This is a genomic window from Stenotrophomonas sp. 80084_Sma (assembly GCF_056481995.1).
In genome coordinates, this window is record NZ_CM151177.1 from 4,692,660 (window position 1) to 4,711,260 (window position 18,601).

Annotated in this window: 9 protein-coding genes and 1 riboswitch; of the genes, 3 read left to right on the forward strand and 6 right to left on the reverse strand. The window is 67.9% G+C overall.

The window, feature by feature from the left end:
* Positions 1-187: 187 nt before the first annotated feature.
* Positions 188-277: riboswitch (yybP-ykoY riboswitch) on the forward strand.
* Positions 278-365: 88 nt separating this feature from the next.
* Positions 366-941, forward strand: a complete 576-nt coding sequence (locus ACZK3W_RS21565) for a manganese efflux pump MntP (RefSeq protein ID WP_032128462.1) — start codon at positions 366-368, stop codon at positions 939-941.
* A gap of 100 nt (positions 942-1,041) precedes the next feature.
* On the opposite strand, the gene ACZK3W_RS21570 is transcribed toward ACZK3W_RS21565, so the two are convergent.
* From ACZK3W_RS21570 to glyQ, 6 genes are all read right to left on the reverse strand, one after another.
* On the reverse strand, positions 1,042-4,488 hold the full coding sequence (locus ACZK3W_RS21570; protein ID WP_253145833.1) for a hybrid sensor histidine kinase/response regulator: 3,447 nt from the start codon (positions 4,486-4,488) through the stop codon (positions 1,042-1,044).
* A 135-nt stretch (positions 4,489-4,623) separates the two neighbouring features.
* Positions 4,624-6,771 carry a S46 family peptidase gene (locus ACZK3W_RS21575; RefSeq protein WP_180837850.1) on the reverse strand — a complete coding sequence of 716 codons (2,148 nt, stop codon included), beginning with the start codon at positions 6,769-6,771 and terminating at the stop codon, positions 4,624-4,626.
* A 171-nt stretch (positions 6,772-6,942) separates the two neighbouring features.
* A complete protein-coding gene (locus ACZK3W_RS21580) occupies positions 6,943-10,803 on the reverse strand; it encodes a translocation/assembly module TamB domain-containing protein (protein WP_478450268.1) in 3,861 nt (1,286 codons plus the stop codon).
* Complete coding sequence (locus tag ACZK3W_RS21585; protein ID WP_080291770.1) at positions 10,800-12,596, reverse strand: autotransporter assembly complex protein TamA; 1,797 nt, start codon at positions 12,594-12,596, stop codon at positions 10,800-10,802. The genes ACZK3W_RS21580 and ACZK3W_RS21585 overlap by 4 nt, the downstream gene beginning before the upstream one ends.
* 260 nt (positions 12,597-12,856) lie before the next feature.
* Positions 12,857-14,932 carry a glycine--tRNA ligase subunit beta gene (gene glyS, locus ACZK3W_RS21590; protein WP_478450269.1) on the reverse strand — a complete coding sequence of 692 codons (2,076 nt, stop codon included), beginning with the start codon at positions 14,930-14,932 and terminating at the stop codon, positions 12,857-12,859.
* An 87-nt stretch (positions 14,933-15,019) separates the two neighbouring features.
* Positions 15,020-15,931, reverse strand: coding sequence for a glycine--tRNA ligase subunit alpha (glyQ, locus tag ACZK3W_RS21595; RefSeq protein ID WP_006403404.1), 912 nt, complete (start codon positions 15,929-15,931; stop codon positions 15,020-15,022).
* Between the two features lie 83 nt (positions 15,932-16,014).
* On the opposite strand from glyQ, the gene ACZK3W_RS21600 reads away from it, so the two are divergent.
* Together ACZK3W_RS21600 and ACZK3W_RS21605 are read left to right on the forward strand one after the other, a co-directional pair.
* Entirely contained in the window at positions 16,015-17,850 is a 1,836-nt protein-coding gene (locus ACZK3W_RS21600) for a GspE/PulE family protein (protein WP_180838726.1), read from the forward strand.
* Complete coding sequence (locus ACZK3W_RS21605) at positions 17,822-18,568, forward strand: glutamine amidotransferase (RefSeq protein ID WP_032128456.1); 747 nt, start codon at positions 17,822-17,824, stop codon at positions 18,566-18,568. Before ACZK3W_RS21600 ends, ACZK3W_RS21605 begins: the two co-directional genes overlap by 29 nt.
* Positions 18,569-18,601: the final 33 nt, after the last annotated feature.

Here is an 18,601-nt window from a genome sequence, read left to right on the forward strand (position 1 = left end):
CATCAGGCACTGCTCCGGTAGGTGCCAAGCTTGCTTGGCACGCTTTTGATGGTGCACCTGCCGGCCAGCGGCCGGCACTACCAGGCACCGCTGCGCTCTCGATATAGCCATCGCTATACAAACCAGCCCTGCCTGCGCGTTTCGCTGGAAATGCGCCGCGCGTGAATCGCGATGCTAAGCTGCGCGTCCCCTTGGGGAGTAGCCGGATTCCTACGCAGGAATCGTCCACGTCAACATACTCGGCCAGTGCGCCGTGGCGTGGACAACCATGATGGTTGGCGAGACCAGCGGCCCGCGCGCGCAACGTCAGGTTGGGCGCGAGCGCAGGCCGTGCGTCCGTCCTAGCCCGACCTCAGCCGCCGCCCATGTCCCCCATTTCGATCCTCCTGATCGGCTTTGCCATGTCCACCGATGCCTTCGCCGCGGCGATCGGCAAGGGTGCGGCCATGCGCAAGCCGGTGTTCCGCGACGCACTGCGTGCCGGCATCATCTTCGGCGTCATCGAGGCGATCACGCCCATCATCGGCTGGCTGCTCGGCCGCGCCGCCCTGCAGTACGTCGAAGCCTTCGACCACTGGATCGCCTTCGGCCTGCTCGGCGCGCTGGGCATCCACATGATCTACAACGGCCTGCGCCCGGACAGTGCCGACGAAGACGAAGACCCCTCGCAGCACCACGGGTTCTGGAAGCTGGCGCTGACCGGATTCGCCACCAGCATCGACGCGATGGCGGTGGGCATCGGCCTGGCTTTCATGGACGTGCATATCGGCGTGATGGCAGCGGTCATCGGCCTGTGCACGCTGACCATGGTCACTGTCGGCATCATGCTCGGCCGCGTGCTGGGCAGCATGGTCGGCAAGCGTGCCGAGATCATCGGCGGCGTGATCCTGGTGATCATCGGCGCGACGATCCTGTACGAACACCTGCACGGCCTGGGGTAACTTGCCGGAGGCGAGCGATTGCGTGGTTGCCGGCCAGCGGCCGGCACTACCAGTGCATCACATCCACGCATGGCGTGGATCTACCGCCGGGCGGCAGGCACTACTGCGCATCGCGCAGCGCGCCCAGGAAGGCGCGCAGCGAGGCCGGCTTGATCGGCTTGGTCAGCACGCGGTAGCCGCGTTCGCGCGCCATCCGCTTCAGCTCGTCGCGACCATCGGCGGTCAGCAGTGCGCCCGGCAGCGGGTAACCGGCCGCCTCGCGCAGCGCTACCAGCGCATCCAGGCCGTCCATGCGGTCGTGCAGGTGGTAATCCACCAGCATCACCTGCGGGCGCTCGGCAATCTTCTCCAGCGCCTGGTCGACGGTGGCAGCGGTGATCACCTGCACCTGCCAGCGGCCCAGCAACGCGCGCATGCCATCGAGGATCTCTTCGTCGTTGTCCACGCACAGCACGCGCAGGCCGGCCAGCGAATCGCTGCGCACTGGTGCGGCTACGTTCTGTGCAGGTGTGACCAGCTCTGTGTAGCCCGGCAGCGGCGCCACCCGCGGCAGGATGATCGAGAACATCGACCCCTTGCCAACCCGGCTGCGCGCGTTGAGGCGATGGTCGAGCAGGCGGGAGATGCGCTGGCAGATCGACAAGCCCAGGCCCAGCCCCTGTTCACCCCAGTCGAACGGCTGCTGGTAGCGATGGAACTCGTCGAAGATCTGCCGCATGTGGTGCTCGGGAATGCCGGGACCGGTATCCCATACCTGCAGCTCCACTTCGTCGCCGCGTTGGCGCACGGCCAGCACGATGCGACCCTGGCGGGTGTAGCGCAGCGCATTGGCCAGGAAGTTCTGCAGCACGCGGCGCAGCAGGCGGCGGTCACTGCGCACCCATGCCGGGCGCGCGAACAGGTCCAGGCGCAGGCCACGGCCGGCGGCGACCGGGGTGTACTGCGCGGCCAGTTCGCGCATCAATGCGCTCACGTCGAACTCGCCGATCACCGGATGCAGGCCGCCGGCATCCAGCCGCGACACATCCAGCAGGCCATCGAGCAGCTCTTCGGCCGCACGCAACGAAGCGTCCACACGCTCGGCCAGATGCTTCTGCTCGTCACTCACGTGATCACTGTCGCGCAGTGCCGAGGCGAACAGGCGCGCCGCGTTCAACGGCTGCAGCACGTCGTGGCTGATCGCCGCCAGGAAACGGGTCTTCGACTGCTGCGCGACCTCGGCCTCATGCGAGCGCTCGGCCACGCGCTGTTCCAGCGTCTCGTTGGCTTCCAGCAGTGCTTTTTCCGCGTGCTTGTAGTCGGTGATGTCGTTGTAGCTGGTCACGTAACCGCCGCCGGGCAGCGCCTGGCCACGCATCTCGATCACCTTGCCATCGCTGCGGGTGCGCTCGAACACATGCGGTGAACCGGCACGCATGTAACCGATGCGGCGGTTGATCTGCACTTCGATATCACCCTCGCCCAGCTCGCCGCGCTCCGCGTTGTAGCGGATCAGGTCGGCCACCGGGCGGCCCACGTAGAGCATGCCGTCGGGGTAGCCGAACATGTCCTGGTAGCGGCGATTCCATGCGGTCAGCCGCATGTCCGGATCGACCACGCTGACCCCGGCGCTGATGTTCTCCAGCGTGGTCGACAGGATTTCGCGGTTGAAGCGCAGCTCCTGCCCGGCTTCGTCCAGCACGGCCACCACTTCGCCCAGATCCATGCCCGAGCCACGCAGCAGGCTGGTCAGCAGCAGGCGTGCCGACGCCGCACCGATCGAGGCGGCCAGCAGGCGCTCGGTGAACTGCACCCACGGCCGGTCCGCGGGCGCCGAGGATTGCAGCTCGCGGCCCAGCGACTGCGCCTGCTCGAAGAACGAACGCCGCGCATGGCGCTCGCCAACCACGCGCGAGGCCAGTGCCAGCAGGTCACCCACGTGCACGTGACCGGGCCAGCCACCGGCCACCGACGGACGCTCGGCATACGGATCGAGGAACGGCGCGGCGCGAAGCCGCTCGTCGACACCGGGCCGCCAGCGCGCGGACACCAGCATCATCGTCGCCGCGTTGACCAGCAGCGACCAGAAGGTGCCGTGGGTCAGCGGGTCCCAGCCGGTCATGCCGAACAGCTGCTGCGGGCGCAGCCACTCGATGCCGAACGGGCCGTGCTGCACCCAGCCAGCATCGACCCAGCCGGCCATCGTCATCGCAGGCAGCAGCAGGGTGTAAAGCCAGGTGGCGAAGCCGAGCAGCATGCCCACCTCGACGCCGCGCCGGCTGGCACCGCGCCAGTATAGGCCGCCGATCAGGCCGGGCGCGAACTGCGCCACCGCCGCGAACGCCATCAGGCCGTACGAGGCCAGCGTGCTGTCGTTGCTGCTGGTGCGGTAGTAGCTGTAGGCCATCAGCGCCAGCAGCAGGATCGCCAGGCGGCGGATCCACAGCACGCGCGAGGCGACGTCGGCGGCCTCCTGATGGTCGCCACTGCGACGCAGCAGCACCGGCATCACCAGATCGTTGCTGACCATGGTGGCCAGCGCGATCGACGACACGATCACCATGCCGGTGGCCGCCGAGAAGCCGCCCACATAGGCGATCAACGCCAGCGCATTGCGGCCTTCGGCCAGCGGCAGGGCCAGCACCATCGAGTCGTCGGCGACGCTGCCGCCGGTACCGAACAGGGTCACGCCGGCGGTGGCGATCGGCAGCACCATGCCCGAGATCAGCACCAGGTAGCCGCCGAACATCCAGCGCGCGCGGCGCACATCGCGCACATCGCCGCACTCGACCACGGCCACGTGGAACTGGCGCGGCAGGCAGATGATGGCGAGGAAGCTGAGCAGGGTCTGCGAGATGAAGCCCACCGGCGGCAGGCCGGTGAACAGCGTATGCACCGATTCAACCACCGCGTCGGTGCGGTTGCTCAGCCACAGGTAGGCGAACACGCCCACGGCCAGCATCGCCAACAGCTTGATCACCGATTCGAAGGCGATCGCCAGCATCATGCCGTGATGGTGTTCGGTGGCATCGACCTGGCGGGTACCGAACAGGGTGGCGAACAACGCCATCAGCAGCGCCACGTACAGCGCGGGATCGGTGAAGAAGCCAGTGGGGCCGGTGTTGCCGGTCAGTACCTGCAGGCTCATCGCCACTGCTTTGTACTGCAGGGCCAGGTACGGAATGATGCCGATCAGCGCGATGATCGCAACCAGCGCCGCCAGCCGCCGCGAGCGACCGAAGCGCGAAGAGATGAAGTCGGCGATGGACACCACGTTCTGGCTGCGTGCGATCAGCGCCAGGCGCTCGATGATGCGCCAGCCGAACAACAGCAGCAGCAACGGACCGATATAGATCGGCAGGTAGCCCACGCCGTTGCGCACGGCGGTACCGACCGCACCGTAGAACGTCCACGACGAACAGTACACGGCCAGTGCCAGGCTGTAGACCACCGGCCGCAGCCACGGCCGGTCGGGGTACATCGGCCGACGGTCACCCCACCACGCCACGCCGAACAGCAGCGCGGCATAGGCAACCGAGACCAGCAGCAGGATCCAGCTGGAGACCACGCGCGCGTTTCCGTCGGAAGAACCCGCAGTGTAGGCCAGGCGTGGCCGGGGGTGCGGGCTCGTTGGGGACAACCACCCCCACCAAGGTGGGGGCCTACGCGGTGCGGGCCACGACCATTGGTCGTGGCCGGCTTCTTACTGGGCCGGCACGCCCATTTCCTTCAGCAGTTCCGGCGCCGGGTAGACCTTGGCCAGCAGCCAGCGCAGGTAGCGCATGTCCACGTGCACGGCGCGCTTGTAGCGCGGGTCGAACCACCAGCTGGCGCTGACCGATTCCCAGTTGCTGTCGAAGTTCAGGCCGATCAGTTCGCCCTTGGCGTTGAGCACCGGCGAGCCGGAGTTGCCGCCGGTGGTATCCAGGTTGGTCAGGAAGTTGACCGTCTGGGTCTTCAGCGCCGGGTCGGCGGTGCTGCCGAAGTCACCCTTGGCGATCGCGGCCAGCAGCGGCTTCGGCGCATCGAACGGATAGGCGTTGGTGTTCTTCTCGACGATGCCGACCACGGTGGTCACCGGCGAGTAGGTCACGCCGTCGCGCGGATGCAGCGCTTCGACCTTGCCGTAGCTGATGCGCAGGGTGCGGTTGGCATCCGGGTACACCGCGCGGCCCTGCTTGGCACGCCAGGCGAACAGCGCCTGCATGTAGGCCGGGCGCAGGCGCAGCTGCTCGCCTTCGCGGGTCTTGCTTTCGTTCTCGATGCGCAGCTGCGCGGCCACCAGCGGGGCGGCCACGGTGATCAGCGGATCGGCAGCCAGCGCCTTGCCTTCGCGCGCAGCAGCGAAACGGGACAGGCGCTGTGCCTCCTCACCCAGCTGGGTGCCGGCGTACAGGGTGTCCAGTGCCTTCGCCAGCTGCTCCGGGGTACGGCCGAAGGCCGTATCGAACTCGGCCACGCGCTGCGCGTCCGGCAGCTGCTGGTAACGGGTCAGCAGGGTGGTCAGCAGCGCCTTCTCGACCTCCGGCGCGTAACGGCGCTGGACCTGCTTGAGCACGCCTTCGATCATCGCCTGGTCGCGCTGCTGGAAACCACTCTCGCGCTGCGCGTCCGGCTTGGCAGATTCGATACGCAGACGTTCCAGCAGCAGCGCCGAGCGCAGCAGCTGGCTCTGTGCGGCCATCTGGTCCAGCAGCAGGTCACGCTCGCCCACCGCCGCACCCTGCGACAGGTTGGTCAGCAGCGCCTTGATGTCGCCCTGGTACTTGCGGTCGGTGGCAGCCAGCATCGCCGTCTCGTCGGCGGCACGCTGGGCCTTGGCGTCGCTGCGCAACAGGCCTTCCAGCTCACCGGCGGCGCGCTTGCGGTTGTTCTTCAGCGACTGCAGCTGTGAGGCGTAGCGGGTGCGCGCCTGCGCGTCCTTGGCGCTGGCGGCCTCGATGGTGTCGATCATCTGCTGGAACACCGATACGCGGCGCGGCAGCACGGTATCGATCTGGCCAGCGAATTCGGCCGCGGTACGGTGGCGATAGGTGATGCCCGGGTAACCGGCCAGCATCGCGTAGTCACCTTCCTTCGGACCTTCCACCGACATCTGCAGGTGCGCCGGCGCCTGGTAGGGCACGTTGTCCTTGCTGTACGCGGCCGGCTTGCCGTCCTTGCCGACATAGGCGCGCAGCAGGGTGAAGTCGCCGGTGTGGCGCGGCCACATGAAGTTGTCGATCTCGTCGCCGTAGTTGCCGATCGCACGCGGCGGCGCGTAGACCAATCGCACGTCGCTCAGTTCCAGCTGCGCGATGCGGTAGAAATCGGTGCCGTAGTACATGTTGGCCACCGAGCAGCGCACGCTGCCGTCCTTCTCGCACTCGGCCACGATCTGCTTGCTGGCCGCATCCACCGCATCGAAGTAGGCACGGCCGGTCTTGCCACGCGCCTGCGCCAGCACCTGGTCGGTCACCTTGTCGAAGCCGACGGTGACCAGCACGCGGAAGTCCGGGTTGGCCGGGCGCTCGTCGGCGCGGTCCTTGGCGATGAAGCCACCATTGATCAGGTCGTGCTCGGGCGAGCTGTTGTACTGGATCACGCCCATCGCCACGTGGTGGTTGGTCAGCAGCAGGCCGTCCGACGATACGAACGAGCCGGTGCCGCCACCGGCACGCACCACCGCGCTCAGCGGCGGTGCGGTGACATTGGCCAGGTCGGCCGGATTGCCCTTGAAGCCTGCGGCCTGCAGCGGCTTGGCCAGCTCCGGCAGCTGGGTCGGCATCCACATGCCTTCATCGGCGTGGGCGCCGGCGGCGAGGGTCAGGCCCAGGGCCAGGGCGGTGGGAAGGGCTTTGCGTGGTGACATGGGGCAATCCGGTACGACAGAACAGCCCGGGACCATAGCCGCTGGGGGCGGAAGGGGCAACGGCCGATGGTTGGGGGCGTCGTGCACGGTAGTGCCGGCCGCTGGCCGGCAACCCACGCAACTCGGGAGATACGGTGCAGTTGCCGGCCAGCGGCCGGCACTACCGCATCGTTACTTCTCCCGCCGCCAGTTGATCGACCCACGGTTTTCCACCGTGCTCGATTCCACTTCCACATCGAAGCCGCGGCGCAGCAGGTACTTCAGCGTGATCACCGAACCGGCACCGACCAGCGACACGCCGTAACCGACGTACAGCTTGGGCGAGATGTACTTGCCGACGCCGATCACCGAGCCACCCAGCGCGCGCGACTGGCTCACGCCGGCATCGTCCAGGCCCAGCTTGGCACCCAGCTGCGAGGCCAGCAGGCCGCTGCCGGCCGACAATGCCGCCGAGGCCGCATTGACCTGCTGCGTCTGGTCGCTGCTGGCGCCGGTCAGGCTGCGTCCCAGCACCAGATAAGCCAGGGCTTCGGACTGCGACATCGCCGGGTCAGACCACACGTCCGCACGCGGCTGCTGCGCACGCCCGGTCACGTCGATACCAGCAGTGACATCACCGATCCGGCGCTCGGCACGGATGTTGATGCGCGGGTCGGACACCGCGTTGTAGTTCCAGGTGAGGTTGCCGCGGGTGATGGTCAGGTCCTGCCCGTACGCCTTGTAGCGGCCACTCACTTCCAGCCCGCCATTGGCGGTCATCTCGCGGCCAGGCTTGGCCCAGACCTGCATCTTGCCGGTCAGCGCGCCCTTCAGGCCGAAGCCGGTCATCTTCACCTTGTCACCGAGGCTGACGGTCAGCTCCATGTCCAGCGGCGAGGTACGCGACTCTTCCGGATCGGCCGGGTCGAGCACCACCACGTCTTCGGACACCGAGGTGCCGCGGTCCAGGCGCTCCAGATCGATGTCGGCCACGGGCACGTGCACGGTGCCACGCAGCTCCATCGCGGCCTTGGCCAGGGTGAAGTCGAGGTTGGGATTGGCGACGATGCGCAGCTCGCTGGTGTTGGACAGCAGCACGTTGTCGCCGTGGATCTTCAACTGCAGCGGCTGTGCATCGCCGAACCACGACAGGCCACCATCCACGTACAGCGTGCCCTGGCCGGAGTTGGCCTGCGCGGTGATCTTGGCCGAACCGTCGGGCTGGGCCACGAAGCTGCCCTTGCCCTGGTCGAAGGTCAGGCCCAGCGCCGGGAATTCACCCTTGAAGTTGCTCAGCTGCGCGTCACCGCCCAGCGAGGGCTGGCCACGCGTACCGCGCAGGCTGACGTGGCCTTCGATCAGGCCGGTCGGTCGCACGATGTCCGGCGAGAACAGCTCCAGCCAGTACAGCCGCGACATGTTGAGATAGAGCTCGCCGTTCAACGGCGCGCTGGCTTCCCAACCGGTCTGCATCCTGGCATCGACGAAGCCGTTGCCCTGGAAGCCCATGCCCAGGTAGCCCTTGATGCTGGCCGGGGTCATGTCGAGCTTGAGCGAGAACTGGTCGTAGCGCACCAGCTCGCCACGGGTGGTGTCCCCCACGGCATTGCGGTTCTCACCCAGGCGCACGCCGCCTTCCTTCGAGCGCACTTCCACATGGCCTTCCCAGGCGTTGCCGCGCGGGCGGATCTGCGCATCCAGGCTGACATCGCCACGCAGGTAGATGCGACGGCCGGACTGTGGCGGCAACCACGGCTGCACCAGCGCCAGTGGCAGCGCATCACTGCGCACCACCAGGCCCTCGCGCGGCCAGTTGGCCTGTGCGCACAGTGTGCCGCTGCTGGCAGCGGCCAGGCAGGCTTCGCCCAGCGTGTAGTTGCTGCCGTTGATCGCGAACGCCGCCGGTGCACGCAGCGACCAGGCATCGCCCTTCACCGGTGCGATGCGCAGCGCGGCCAGCTCGCCGCGCCACTGCGCGCCCTGCTGGCGCACGCTGCCCTGCAGCTCGATCGCGCCCATCTCATTGCGGGTCTGCGCGGCCAGGCGCAGGTTGGAGACACTGCCCTGCGCATCCACATTCAAGCGTTCCAGCAGCATGCCGGCATTGACCTGCTGGCCCTGGATCGCCAGCGTGCCGCTGTCGCCGCGCCACGGCAGGTGGCCCTTGATGCTCACGCTCTCGGCGCCGTAGCCGTCCCAGTTGAGGTTGTTGCCGACCAGGTCGGCGGTGATGTCCGGCGCATCGCGCGGGCCCTTCACCTGTACCTGACCACGCAGGCCGCCATCGGCGCCCGGCAGCAGGTCACTCAGCTGCAGCGGTTCGAAACGCGCATCGATGTCGAGGCGGTCACCGACCTTGCCCGAAGCGGTCACCCGGCTGCTGCCCAGCGACAGCTTCAGGTCACCCTGGCCCTGCGCGCCCTGCAGCGCGAACTTGCCCTGCGCGTCCAGGTTGCGCTGACGCAGCACGCCCTTCAGCGACGGCAGATCGACCGTGGCTTCCAACGTGCCGGCGGTACCCGGCGGTGCGTTTGCCGGCGGCGGCAGCTGGCGGCCCTTGGAGGCCAGGTTGCCGGACAGGCGGCCATTCCAGCCCGGCACGAAATAGCCGGGGTCGAAGTCCTTCAGTGTGGCCTTGGCATCCCAGTCCAGCTGCGGTGCCCACGCCACCTGGCCTTCCACCTGCAGCTGGCCACCCGGGGTCTGCGCCTGCAGCTGGTGGATCGACGCGGCCTGATCGTTGCCGCGCACATCGAAGTGCAGCTGTGCCTTCTGCGCGTCGCGCTCGACCTCGGCGCGGCCGATCGCCGCCCAGGCCTTCAGGGTACCGGCCAGGCCGAAGCGTGCTTCCTTCAAGGTTACCGGCACCGGGGCGCTGCCGGCGGTGTTCGGGTCCGCCGCTGGCACGTAGGTCAGGTCATGTGCGACCACCGAGAAGTTGAGCTTCTGCTGGTCTTCCTGGCTGAAATCGGCGGTGCCTTCCAGCCGCGCCTCACCGCCAAGACCCTTCACCAGCAGCGGTGAGACTTTCAGCACCTGGTCCTGCAGCGACACCACCGACGGTGCCAGTTCCAGTTCCTGATCGCCCTGTTTCACCTTGCCACGCAGGTTGGCGTTGCCGCCCTTGCCGGCGGCGGTGAAGTCCAGTGCCAGCGGCGCGATCGCCGAGCTGGCCAGTGCCGGCGACAGCAGCGCCAGATCCAGCTCGTCACTGCGGATGCTGGCGCTCCAGCTCGGATCGGTGCGGCCATCGAACACCAGCATCGCGTGCAGCGGCTTCGGCGCGCGCCCGGCTACGGCCACTTCCATGTGCGACAGGTCACCGCGCGCGACCAGGCCGACGGTGGCGGCCGTGCGGCCACGCGGCGCCGGCAGCACCGCGGTGACGGTCACATCGGTGTCGTAGTCCTTGGCCGGGATGTAACGACCCTGGGCGGTGAAATTGCCCATGTCGCTGTCCACCACCAGTTTGTGTGCCTGGAACTCGCCATTGGCGATCTCGATGCCGCCGCGCACGCGACTGATGTCGATCACCGGCTCGTTGGCCTGGCTGATGCGGAAGCCGTCGATGGCGATGGCATCGGCCTGGATCGCCAACGGCATTTCGATCTGCGGCAGCGAATCCGGCCACGACGGCAGCTTGAACGGCTCGTCACTCTTGGCCAGGTTCAACGTCGCGTTGGTCAGCTCCAGCTTGTCCAGCAGCAGCTTGCGGCCCAGCAGCGGGCGCAGGTCCGGCTCCAGATGGGCGCGCTCGGCGTGGAAATGGATGTCGTCGTAGCGGAAGTCGACGTTGTACAGGGTCAGCGGACCGGCCACCGGGCCGTCCACCTTGTCCCAGGTGAAGCTGGCGCCCACCGGCAGCCGTGCCACCACCTGCGCCAGCAGCACGTCACGGCCGGCCACGGTCTGCAGCAGCCAGTACACCGCCAGCAGGGCCAGCAGCACCAGGCCCAGCACGCCCACACCGGACCAGGCCCAGAAGCGGCGGCGGCGGTAGAAGCGCACGCGCGGCGGCGTGGTCGGGTTCGGAGTGGGTGCGGGCGTACTCACAGGTCCGCTCCGATGTTGAGGTACAGCTGGAACTGCGAATCCGGGTTGTTCAAGCCATGCGCGATATCCACGCGCACCGGGCCCACCGGCGATTTCCAGCGCACGCCGAAGCCGACGCCGGTATGCAGATCGATGGTGTTGTCGAAGGCGCTGCCGGTATCGACGAACACCGCCGCACCCCAAGGGCCACCATTGAAATAGTGCTCGTACTCGGCCGAGCCGATCACCAGGTTCTTGGCGCCCAGCGCGTACTTGTCCGGTGCCGGGGTCCGCGGGCCCACCTCGCGATAGGCATAGCCGCGGATGCTGCGGTCACCACCGGCGAAGTAGCGCAGGCTGGGCGGCATCGCCACCAGATCACTGGTCCAGGTGGTGCCACCCTCGCCGCGCAGGATCAGGCGGTTGCTTTCGCCCACCGGGATGTACCAGCGCAGCACGGCATTGGCCTGCACGAAGCTGGTGTCCGAACCGGCACCCTCAACGCCGGCACGCATCGTCGCAGTACCGCTGATGCCCTTGCGCGGGAACAGTTCGTCATCGACGTTGACGTAGTCGGCGACCATCTGCGGGTACACCAGCGTCGAGGTGTTGTAGACCGCGTCGGTGAATTCGGTGCCGGAGGCATAGCGCCAGCGCTCGCGCAGCGCGTTGATCGAGGCGATCGCGGTCCAGTGTTCGTTGATCTCGCCGCTGCGGCTGGCGATCAGCTTGAAGTTGCGCAGGTCGATGTAGTCGGTCTGCTCGTCGTAGGCGCTGGCAGCGAAGGTGTACCAGCCATCAAGCCAGTTGAAGGCCGGAATGCGGTAGCTGGTGACCAGGCTCTTGCGCTTCTGCGCATAGTCCAGCTGCGTGTTCATCTTGTGGCCGCGGTTGTTCAGCCACCGCCGTTCGATGCCACCGCGCACACCCGGGCCACTTTCGCTGCCGTAGCTCAGACCCGCGGTGTAGATGGTGCGCTTGGCACGGGTCAGCTTCACATCCACCGGCACTTCGCCGTTCGCATCGGCCTGGTCGGGCCGCGGCTGGATGTCGATCACGCTGAAGTAGTCCAGCTTGGTCAGCGACTCGCGCAGCCGGTCCAGCTTGCCCTCGTGGAAGTAGCTGCCCTGTTCCCAGTACACCAGCGGATCGAACAGCTTGTCGACGAAGTAGTCCTGCTCGAAACGCACCGGTCCCATGTTGTAGCGGCGGCCGCTGTCCCAGGTCAGGTCGATGTCGGCGGCGTTGTCGGCACGGGTGATCTGCACCTGACGCTGGGTGTAGTCGGCATCGAAATAGCCACGTTCGGCCAGGCGACGGGTGACGGTGATCTTGCTGGCTTCGTACTGCGTATGTTCGAAACGCTGGCCCTTGCGCGGCTTGAACGCGGCCAGATCGTCCTGCAGGTACTGGTCGTACATCGCCGGCCCGGTGATGTCGATGTGCTCGCGGCGGACGGTCACCGGGGTGCCCTTGTCGACATGGATCAGCACGCGCACGTGCTCGTCCTCGCGCGGCGCCTCGACCTTGATCACCGGGTTGTAGTACCCGAACGGTTCCAGTGCCTGGCGGGTCTGCCGCTCGGCCTGTGACAGCAGGTACTCCAGGCGCGATTCGCCCTGTTCCTTGCCGATCGTGTCGTACAGCGACAGCGATTCCTGGATGTTCTCGATGATTGCGGCGTCGTCGCCCTTGTCCAATCCCTTGATGTCCACCTTGTCGATGGTGCCGCGCGCGTGGGCCACGGAGGTGGCGGCCAGCGACAGGACCATCAGCGGCAGGGCGTATTTCTTTGGCTGCATGCGGCACAGCATACCGACCGACGGTGACGATGCGAAATGCATCACGTCATTCGGGATCGGTTGTTAAGTGGCGGTCAAAATACGCGCCTTTGTGGCGATCGTCGTGATCGCAGCCGAGGATGCCGGCATCGTGCGCGATGCCGGCAATGACCCCGATGGACATCCGCCAGCGGTGATCCGGTAGTGCCGGCCGCTGGCCGGCAACCCACAGACCGATCCGATGCGCGGTGGCAATGCCAGTAGATCCACGCCATGCGTGGATGGGCCGCCAATCAGCTCGACAGATGCTCGATCGCCGCGACCTTGCCCAGCCGCTCACCCAGCATCGTCAGCAGCGCCAGGCGGTTGCCACGCAGCGCCGGATCCTCGGCATTGACCATCACGCCATCGAAGAACGCGTCGACCTGCGGGCGCAGGCGTGCCAGGCGCGCCAGCACAGCCACATAGTCCTTGTGCTGCAGGCTGGCGCCGGTGTCGTCGATGGCCGCGGTGACCGCTTCAGCCAGCGCGCGCTCGGCATCTTCCTGCAGCAGCGCCGGGTCGATCTGGGCCGGGATGTCGCCTTCGGCCTTGCGGAGGATGTTGCGGATGCGCTTGTTGGCCGCAGCCAGCGCCTCGGCTTCCGGCAGCGCGGCGAAGGTGCCGATCGCATCCAGGCGGCGGTCGAAGTCGTACAGCGAGGCCGGCTTCAGCTCGGCGACCGCGTTGAAGTGCGTGGCCGGCACGCCCTTGTCGGCGTAGTAGCCCTTCAGGCGGTCGAGGATGAAGTCGTACAGCTCGCCGACATCGGCCTGCACGTTGCGCGCGGCCAGGCCGGCGTTGGCGCTGGCCAGCAGCGCGCGCAGGTCCAGCTCGAAGCCGCTTTCGATGATCGTGCGGGCCAGGCCCAGCGCGTTGCGGCGCAGGGCGAACGGGTCCTTGTTGCCGGTCGGCTTCAGGCCAGCGGCGAAGCCACCGGCCAGCGTGTCGACACGTTCAGCAATCGCCAGCACCTTGCCCAGCGGCGACAGCGCGATGTCGTCACCGCCGAAGCGCGGCTGGTAGGCCTCGTCGATGGCCAGCGCTACCCCCTGCGATTCACCACCGGCCACGGCGTAGTGGCGGCCGGCGATGCCCTGCAGTTCCGGGAATTCGTTGACCATGCGCGACTGCAGGTCGTTCTTGGCCAACTGCGCGGCCCGCTTGGCCTGCGCGGCGTCGGCGCCGACCTGGGGGGCGATCACTTCGGCCAGAGCGGCCACGCGCGCCACCTTGTCGGCCACGCTGCCCAGCTTGGCCTGGTAGGTCACCGTCTTCAGGCCGTCGCCCATCGACACCAGGCCCTGCTTCAGGTCCTCGTCGAAGAAGAACTTGGCATCGGCGAAGCGCGGGCGGATCACGCGCTCATAGCCCTTGGCCACTTCGGCCACGTCCTTCGATTCGATGTTGGCGATGCCGATGAACTTCTCGGTCAGGGTGCCAGCGGCATCCAGCACCGGGAAGAACTTCTGGTTGATCTCCATCGTCTCGATCAGCGCTTCCTGCGGCACCGCCAGGAACGCGCGTTCGAAGCTGCACAGCACTGCCGACGGCCATTCGACCAGGTTCACCACCTGTTCCAGATTGTCGTCGGTGATGCGGGCGCTGCCACCGGCCTTGGCCGCAGCGGCCTCGACCTCGGCGACGATGCGCGCGCGGCGCTCGCTCGGGTCGACCAGCACGAAGGCGGCGCGCAGGGCTTCAACGTAGTCCTGCGGCTGGGCCAGCGACACGGCCTGGTCGTGGTGGAAACGATGGCCGCGGCTGACACGGCCGGCCTGCAGGCCGAACAGCTCGGCCTCGACCACGTTGGCACCGTGCAGCAGCACCAGCCAGTGGGCCGGGCGCGCGAAGCCCCAGGCGTGGTCACCCCAGCGCATCGGCTTGGGAATCGGCATCGCCGCGATCGCCTCGCGCAGGATCTCCGGCAGCAGGCTGGCAGTGCTCGCACCCGGGGTCACCGCGCGGTGCACGAAACGCTCACCCTTGTTGTCGGTGGTCTTCTCCAGCGCGGTCCAGTCGATCCCGGCCTTGGCGGCGAAGCCCTGCAGGGCCTTGGTCGGCTGGCCTTCGGCGTCCAGCGCGATGTTCAGGTACGGGCCCAGCACTTCGCTGTGCTGTTCCGGCTGCTCCAGGCCGACGCCCGGCAGCAGCACGGCCAGGCGGCGCGGGGTCGACAGCGGGCGCGCATCGCCCAGTTCCAGCGCGACGCCGCGCTTGCGCAGGCCTTCGACGACACCGTCGAAGAACGCCTGGGCCAGGCCCGGCAGCGCCTTGACCGGCAGCTCCTCGGTGCCCAGTTCGATCAGCAGGGGGGACAGTTGGCTCATCGGTTCGATCCTGTGGTGGGGGCGCAGCGCGCAACGCGTCCGGCGCCCCGGGTAGTGGGTGAAAAGCGGGTCGGTGCAGGAAGGCCGTCAGGCCTTCTTCGCACCCGGGAAGCCCAGCTTCTCGCGCTGCTCGTAGTACGCCTTGGCCACCGCCTGGGCCAGCGCGCGCACGCGCAGGATGTAGCGCTGGCGCTCGGTCACGCTGATCGCGCGGCGCGCGTCCAGCAGGTTGAAGGTGTGGCTGGCCTTCATCACCTGCTCGTAGGCCGGCAGCGGCAGGTTCACTTCCACCAGCTTCTGCGCTTCACGCTCGCAGGCATCGAAGCGGTGGAACATCTCTTCCACGTCGGCGTATTCGAAGTTGTAGGTGCTCTGCTCCACCTCGTTCTGGTGGTAGACGTCGCCGTAGGTCACCGGCTGGCCGTCCGGGCCGTAGGTCCAGACCAGGTCGTAGACGTTGTCGCAGTTCTGCAGGTACATGCACAGGCGCTCGAGACCATAGGTGATCTCGCCCAGCACCGGGCGGCACTCCAGGCCACCGGCCTGCTGGAAGTAGGTGAACTGGGTCACCTCCATGCCGTTGAGCCAGACTTCCCAGCCCAGGCCCCAGGCGCCCAGCGTCGGCGATTCCCAGTTGTCCTCGACGAAGCGCAGGTCGTGCACCAGCGGATCGATGCCCAGTGCCTTCAGCGAATCCAGGTACAGCTGCTGGATGTTGTCCGGCGCCGGCTTCATCGCCACCTGGTACTGGTAGTAGCGCTGCAGACGGTTCGGGTTCTCGCCGTAGCGGCCGTCGGTCGGGCGGCGCGAGGGCTGCACGTAGGCCGCGTTCCAGCTCTCCGGACCGATCGCACGCAGGAAGGTGGCCGGGTGGAAGGTACCGGCGCCCACCTCCAGGTCGAGCGGCTGGATAAGCACGCAGCCCTGCTGGGCCCAGAACTGGTTCAGGGTCTGGATCAGGCCCTGGAAGGTGATCGGAACGGTCGGGGTCGCGGACATGCGTACGAGTCTTGGCCGGCAAGGGGGTGCGCTAGTATAACGGCCGACCTGCGGGGCATTCCGTACCCGGGAGGAGCAGGCAGATGGAACATCGGCTGCCGGTGGGCACGCCCGGCGAGGCTGGCCGCGTACCGCTGCCGTGGGGACGGCTGCAGTTCGAGCAGATTGCCGCGGCCCTGATCGCCGATGGCCTGGTGGCCGAGCAGGACCGCGAGCGCATGCGCTTTTCCGCGCAAGGCGCACGCAACGCCAGTGAAGTGCACCCGCTGGTGCTGCTGTCCAACCTCAAGCTGGCCGCCAACGGCGGTGGCGAACTGACCCTGGAGCGCCTCACCGAGTGGCTGGCGCAGCGCACCGGCAGCCGCTACCTGCGCATCGACCCGACCCGGGTCGACGTTGCCGCGGTCACCGCGCTGGTCTCCCATGCCTACGCGCGCCGCCACCGTTTCCTGCCGTTGGCGGTGGATGCCGAGCGCGTGCTGGTGGCCACCAGCGAGCCACTGGTGCAGGAATGGCGCCGCGACCTGCAGCACCTGACCCGGCGCCGCATCGAACTGGCGGTGGTCAACCCGCTGGACCTGCACCGCTACACCATGGAGTTCTACGGGGTGACCCGTTCGGTGCGCGGCGCCCGTGGCGACGTGCGTGGCGAAGCCAATACCACCCTGCCCAGCTTCGAACAGCTGGTGGAGCTGGGCCGCACCGGCGACGTCAATGCCGACGACCAGCACATCGTGCATATCGTGGACTGGCTGCTGCAGTACGCCTACGAGCAGCGCGCGTCGGACATCCACCTGGAGCCGCGCCGCGAAATGGGGCGCATGCGCTTCCGCATCGACGGCGTGCTGCACAAGGTGTTCGAGGTACCGCCGGCGGTGATGACCGCGGTGGTCAGCCGCATCAAGGTGCTCGGCCGCATGGACCTGGCCGAGCGCCGGCGCCCGCAGGATGGCCGCATCAAGACCCGTTCGCCGGGTGGCCGTGAGGTCGAGATGCGCCTGTCGACCATGCCCACCGCCTTCGGCGAAAAGTGCGTGATGCGTATCTTCGACCCCGATGCCGCGTTCAAGAGCATCGACCAGCTCGGTTTCAGCCCGCAGGAGGCGGCGGGCTGGAATGCACTGGTCGAACGCCCGCACGGCATCGTGCTGGTCACCGGCCCGACCGGCTCGGGCAAGACCACCACCCTGTATTCCACGCTGAAGCGCCTGGCCACGCCGGACGTGAACGTGTGCACGGTGGAGGACCCGATCGAGATGATCGCGCCCGAGTTCAACCAGATGCAGGTGCAGACCAACATCGACCTGGATTTCGCCAGCGGCGTGCGCACCCTGCTGCGGCAGGACCCGGACATCATCATGATCGGCGAGATCCGCGACCTGGAAACCGCGCAGATGGCGGTGCAGGCCTCGCTGACCGGCCACCTGGTGCTGTCCACCCTGCATACCAACGACGCGCCCTCGGCGGTAACCCGCCTGCTCGACCTGGGCGTGCCGCACTACCTGCTGGCCAGCACCCTCAACGGCATCCTCGCCCAGCGACTGGTGCGCACGCTGTGCCCGCACTGCAAGCAGCCGCACAGCCTCGGCGCCGCCGACTGGGCGGTGCTGGCTGATAGCCATGCCGCATATCCAGATGCCGCCACGCCCTGTCGGCCGGTCGGTTGCCTGGAGTGCCGGCGCACCGGATTCCTCGGCCGCATCGGCCTGTATGAGTTGCTGCCATTGGGTTCGCGGCTGCGCGGGCAGATCCGCGCCGACATGGATCTGGCCGGTTTCAGCCGGGCTGCGCGGGCTGAAGGGCTGCGAACCCTGCGCCAGGCCGGGCTTGAAAAGGTGGCGCAGGGGCTGACTACAATCGAGGAAGTCCTGTCAGTGCTGCCGCCCCCGGATGAACCCAGCCCCGTTCCTGATCCTTGAAACCGGCCGCCCGGTACCCTCGCTGCGCCGCTACGGGCGCTTTCCGCACTGGATCCGCGTCGCCGCCGGGCTGGAAGAGCACGAGACGGTGGTGGTCGATGTCGAACACGGTGGCGCCCTGCCCGACCCACATGCCTTCGCTGGCGTGCTGGTGACCGGCTCGGCCGCCTTCGTCACCGACCACGCCGAGTGGAGCGAGCGCAGCGCCGCATGGCTGCGCCAGACCGCCCACGACGACCTGCCGGTATTCGGCATCTGCTATGGCCATCAGCTGCTGGCGCACGCGCTGGGTGGCGAGGTGGCCTACAACCCGGCCGGGCGCGAGTCCGGCACGATCGAGCTGGAACTGCAGCCGCAGGCCGCGCAGGACCCGCTGTTCCAGGGCCTGCCGCAGCATTTCGCCGCCCATGCCACCCACCTGCAGACCGTGCTGCGCGCCCCGGAAGGTGCCGAAGTGCTGGCACGCTCGCCGCTGGACGGCTGCCACGCCTTCCGCTGGGGCCGCCAGGCGTGGGGCGTGCAGTTCCATCCGGAATTCGCCACCCACCACATGCGCGGCTACGTGCGCGCCCGCGCCGACTGCATCGGCCGCCACGGCGGCTGCGCCCGCAGCATCGAGCGCGCGGTCAGCGCCGCACCACTGGCCCGCCAGCTGTTGCGCCGCTTCGTCCGCCAGGCGCGGCTGTCTTCAGCCCAGCCGGTGGCAAAACAGGGATAATCGGCGGCACGGGCAGCCGCCCGGCCCCCTCCT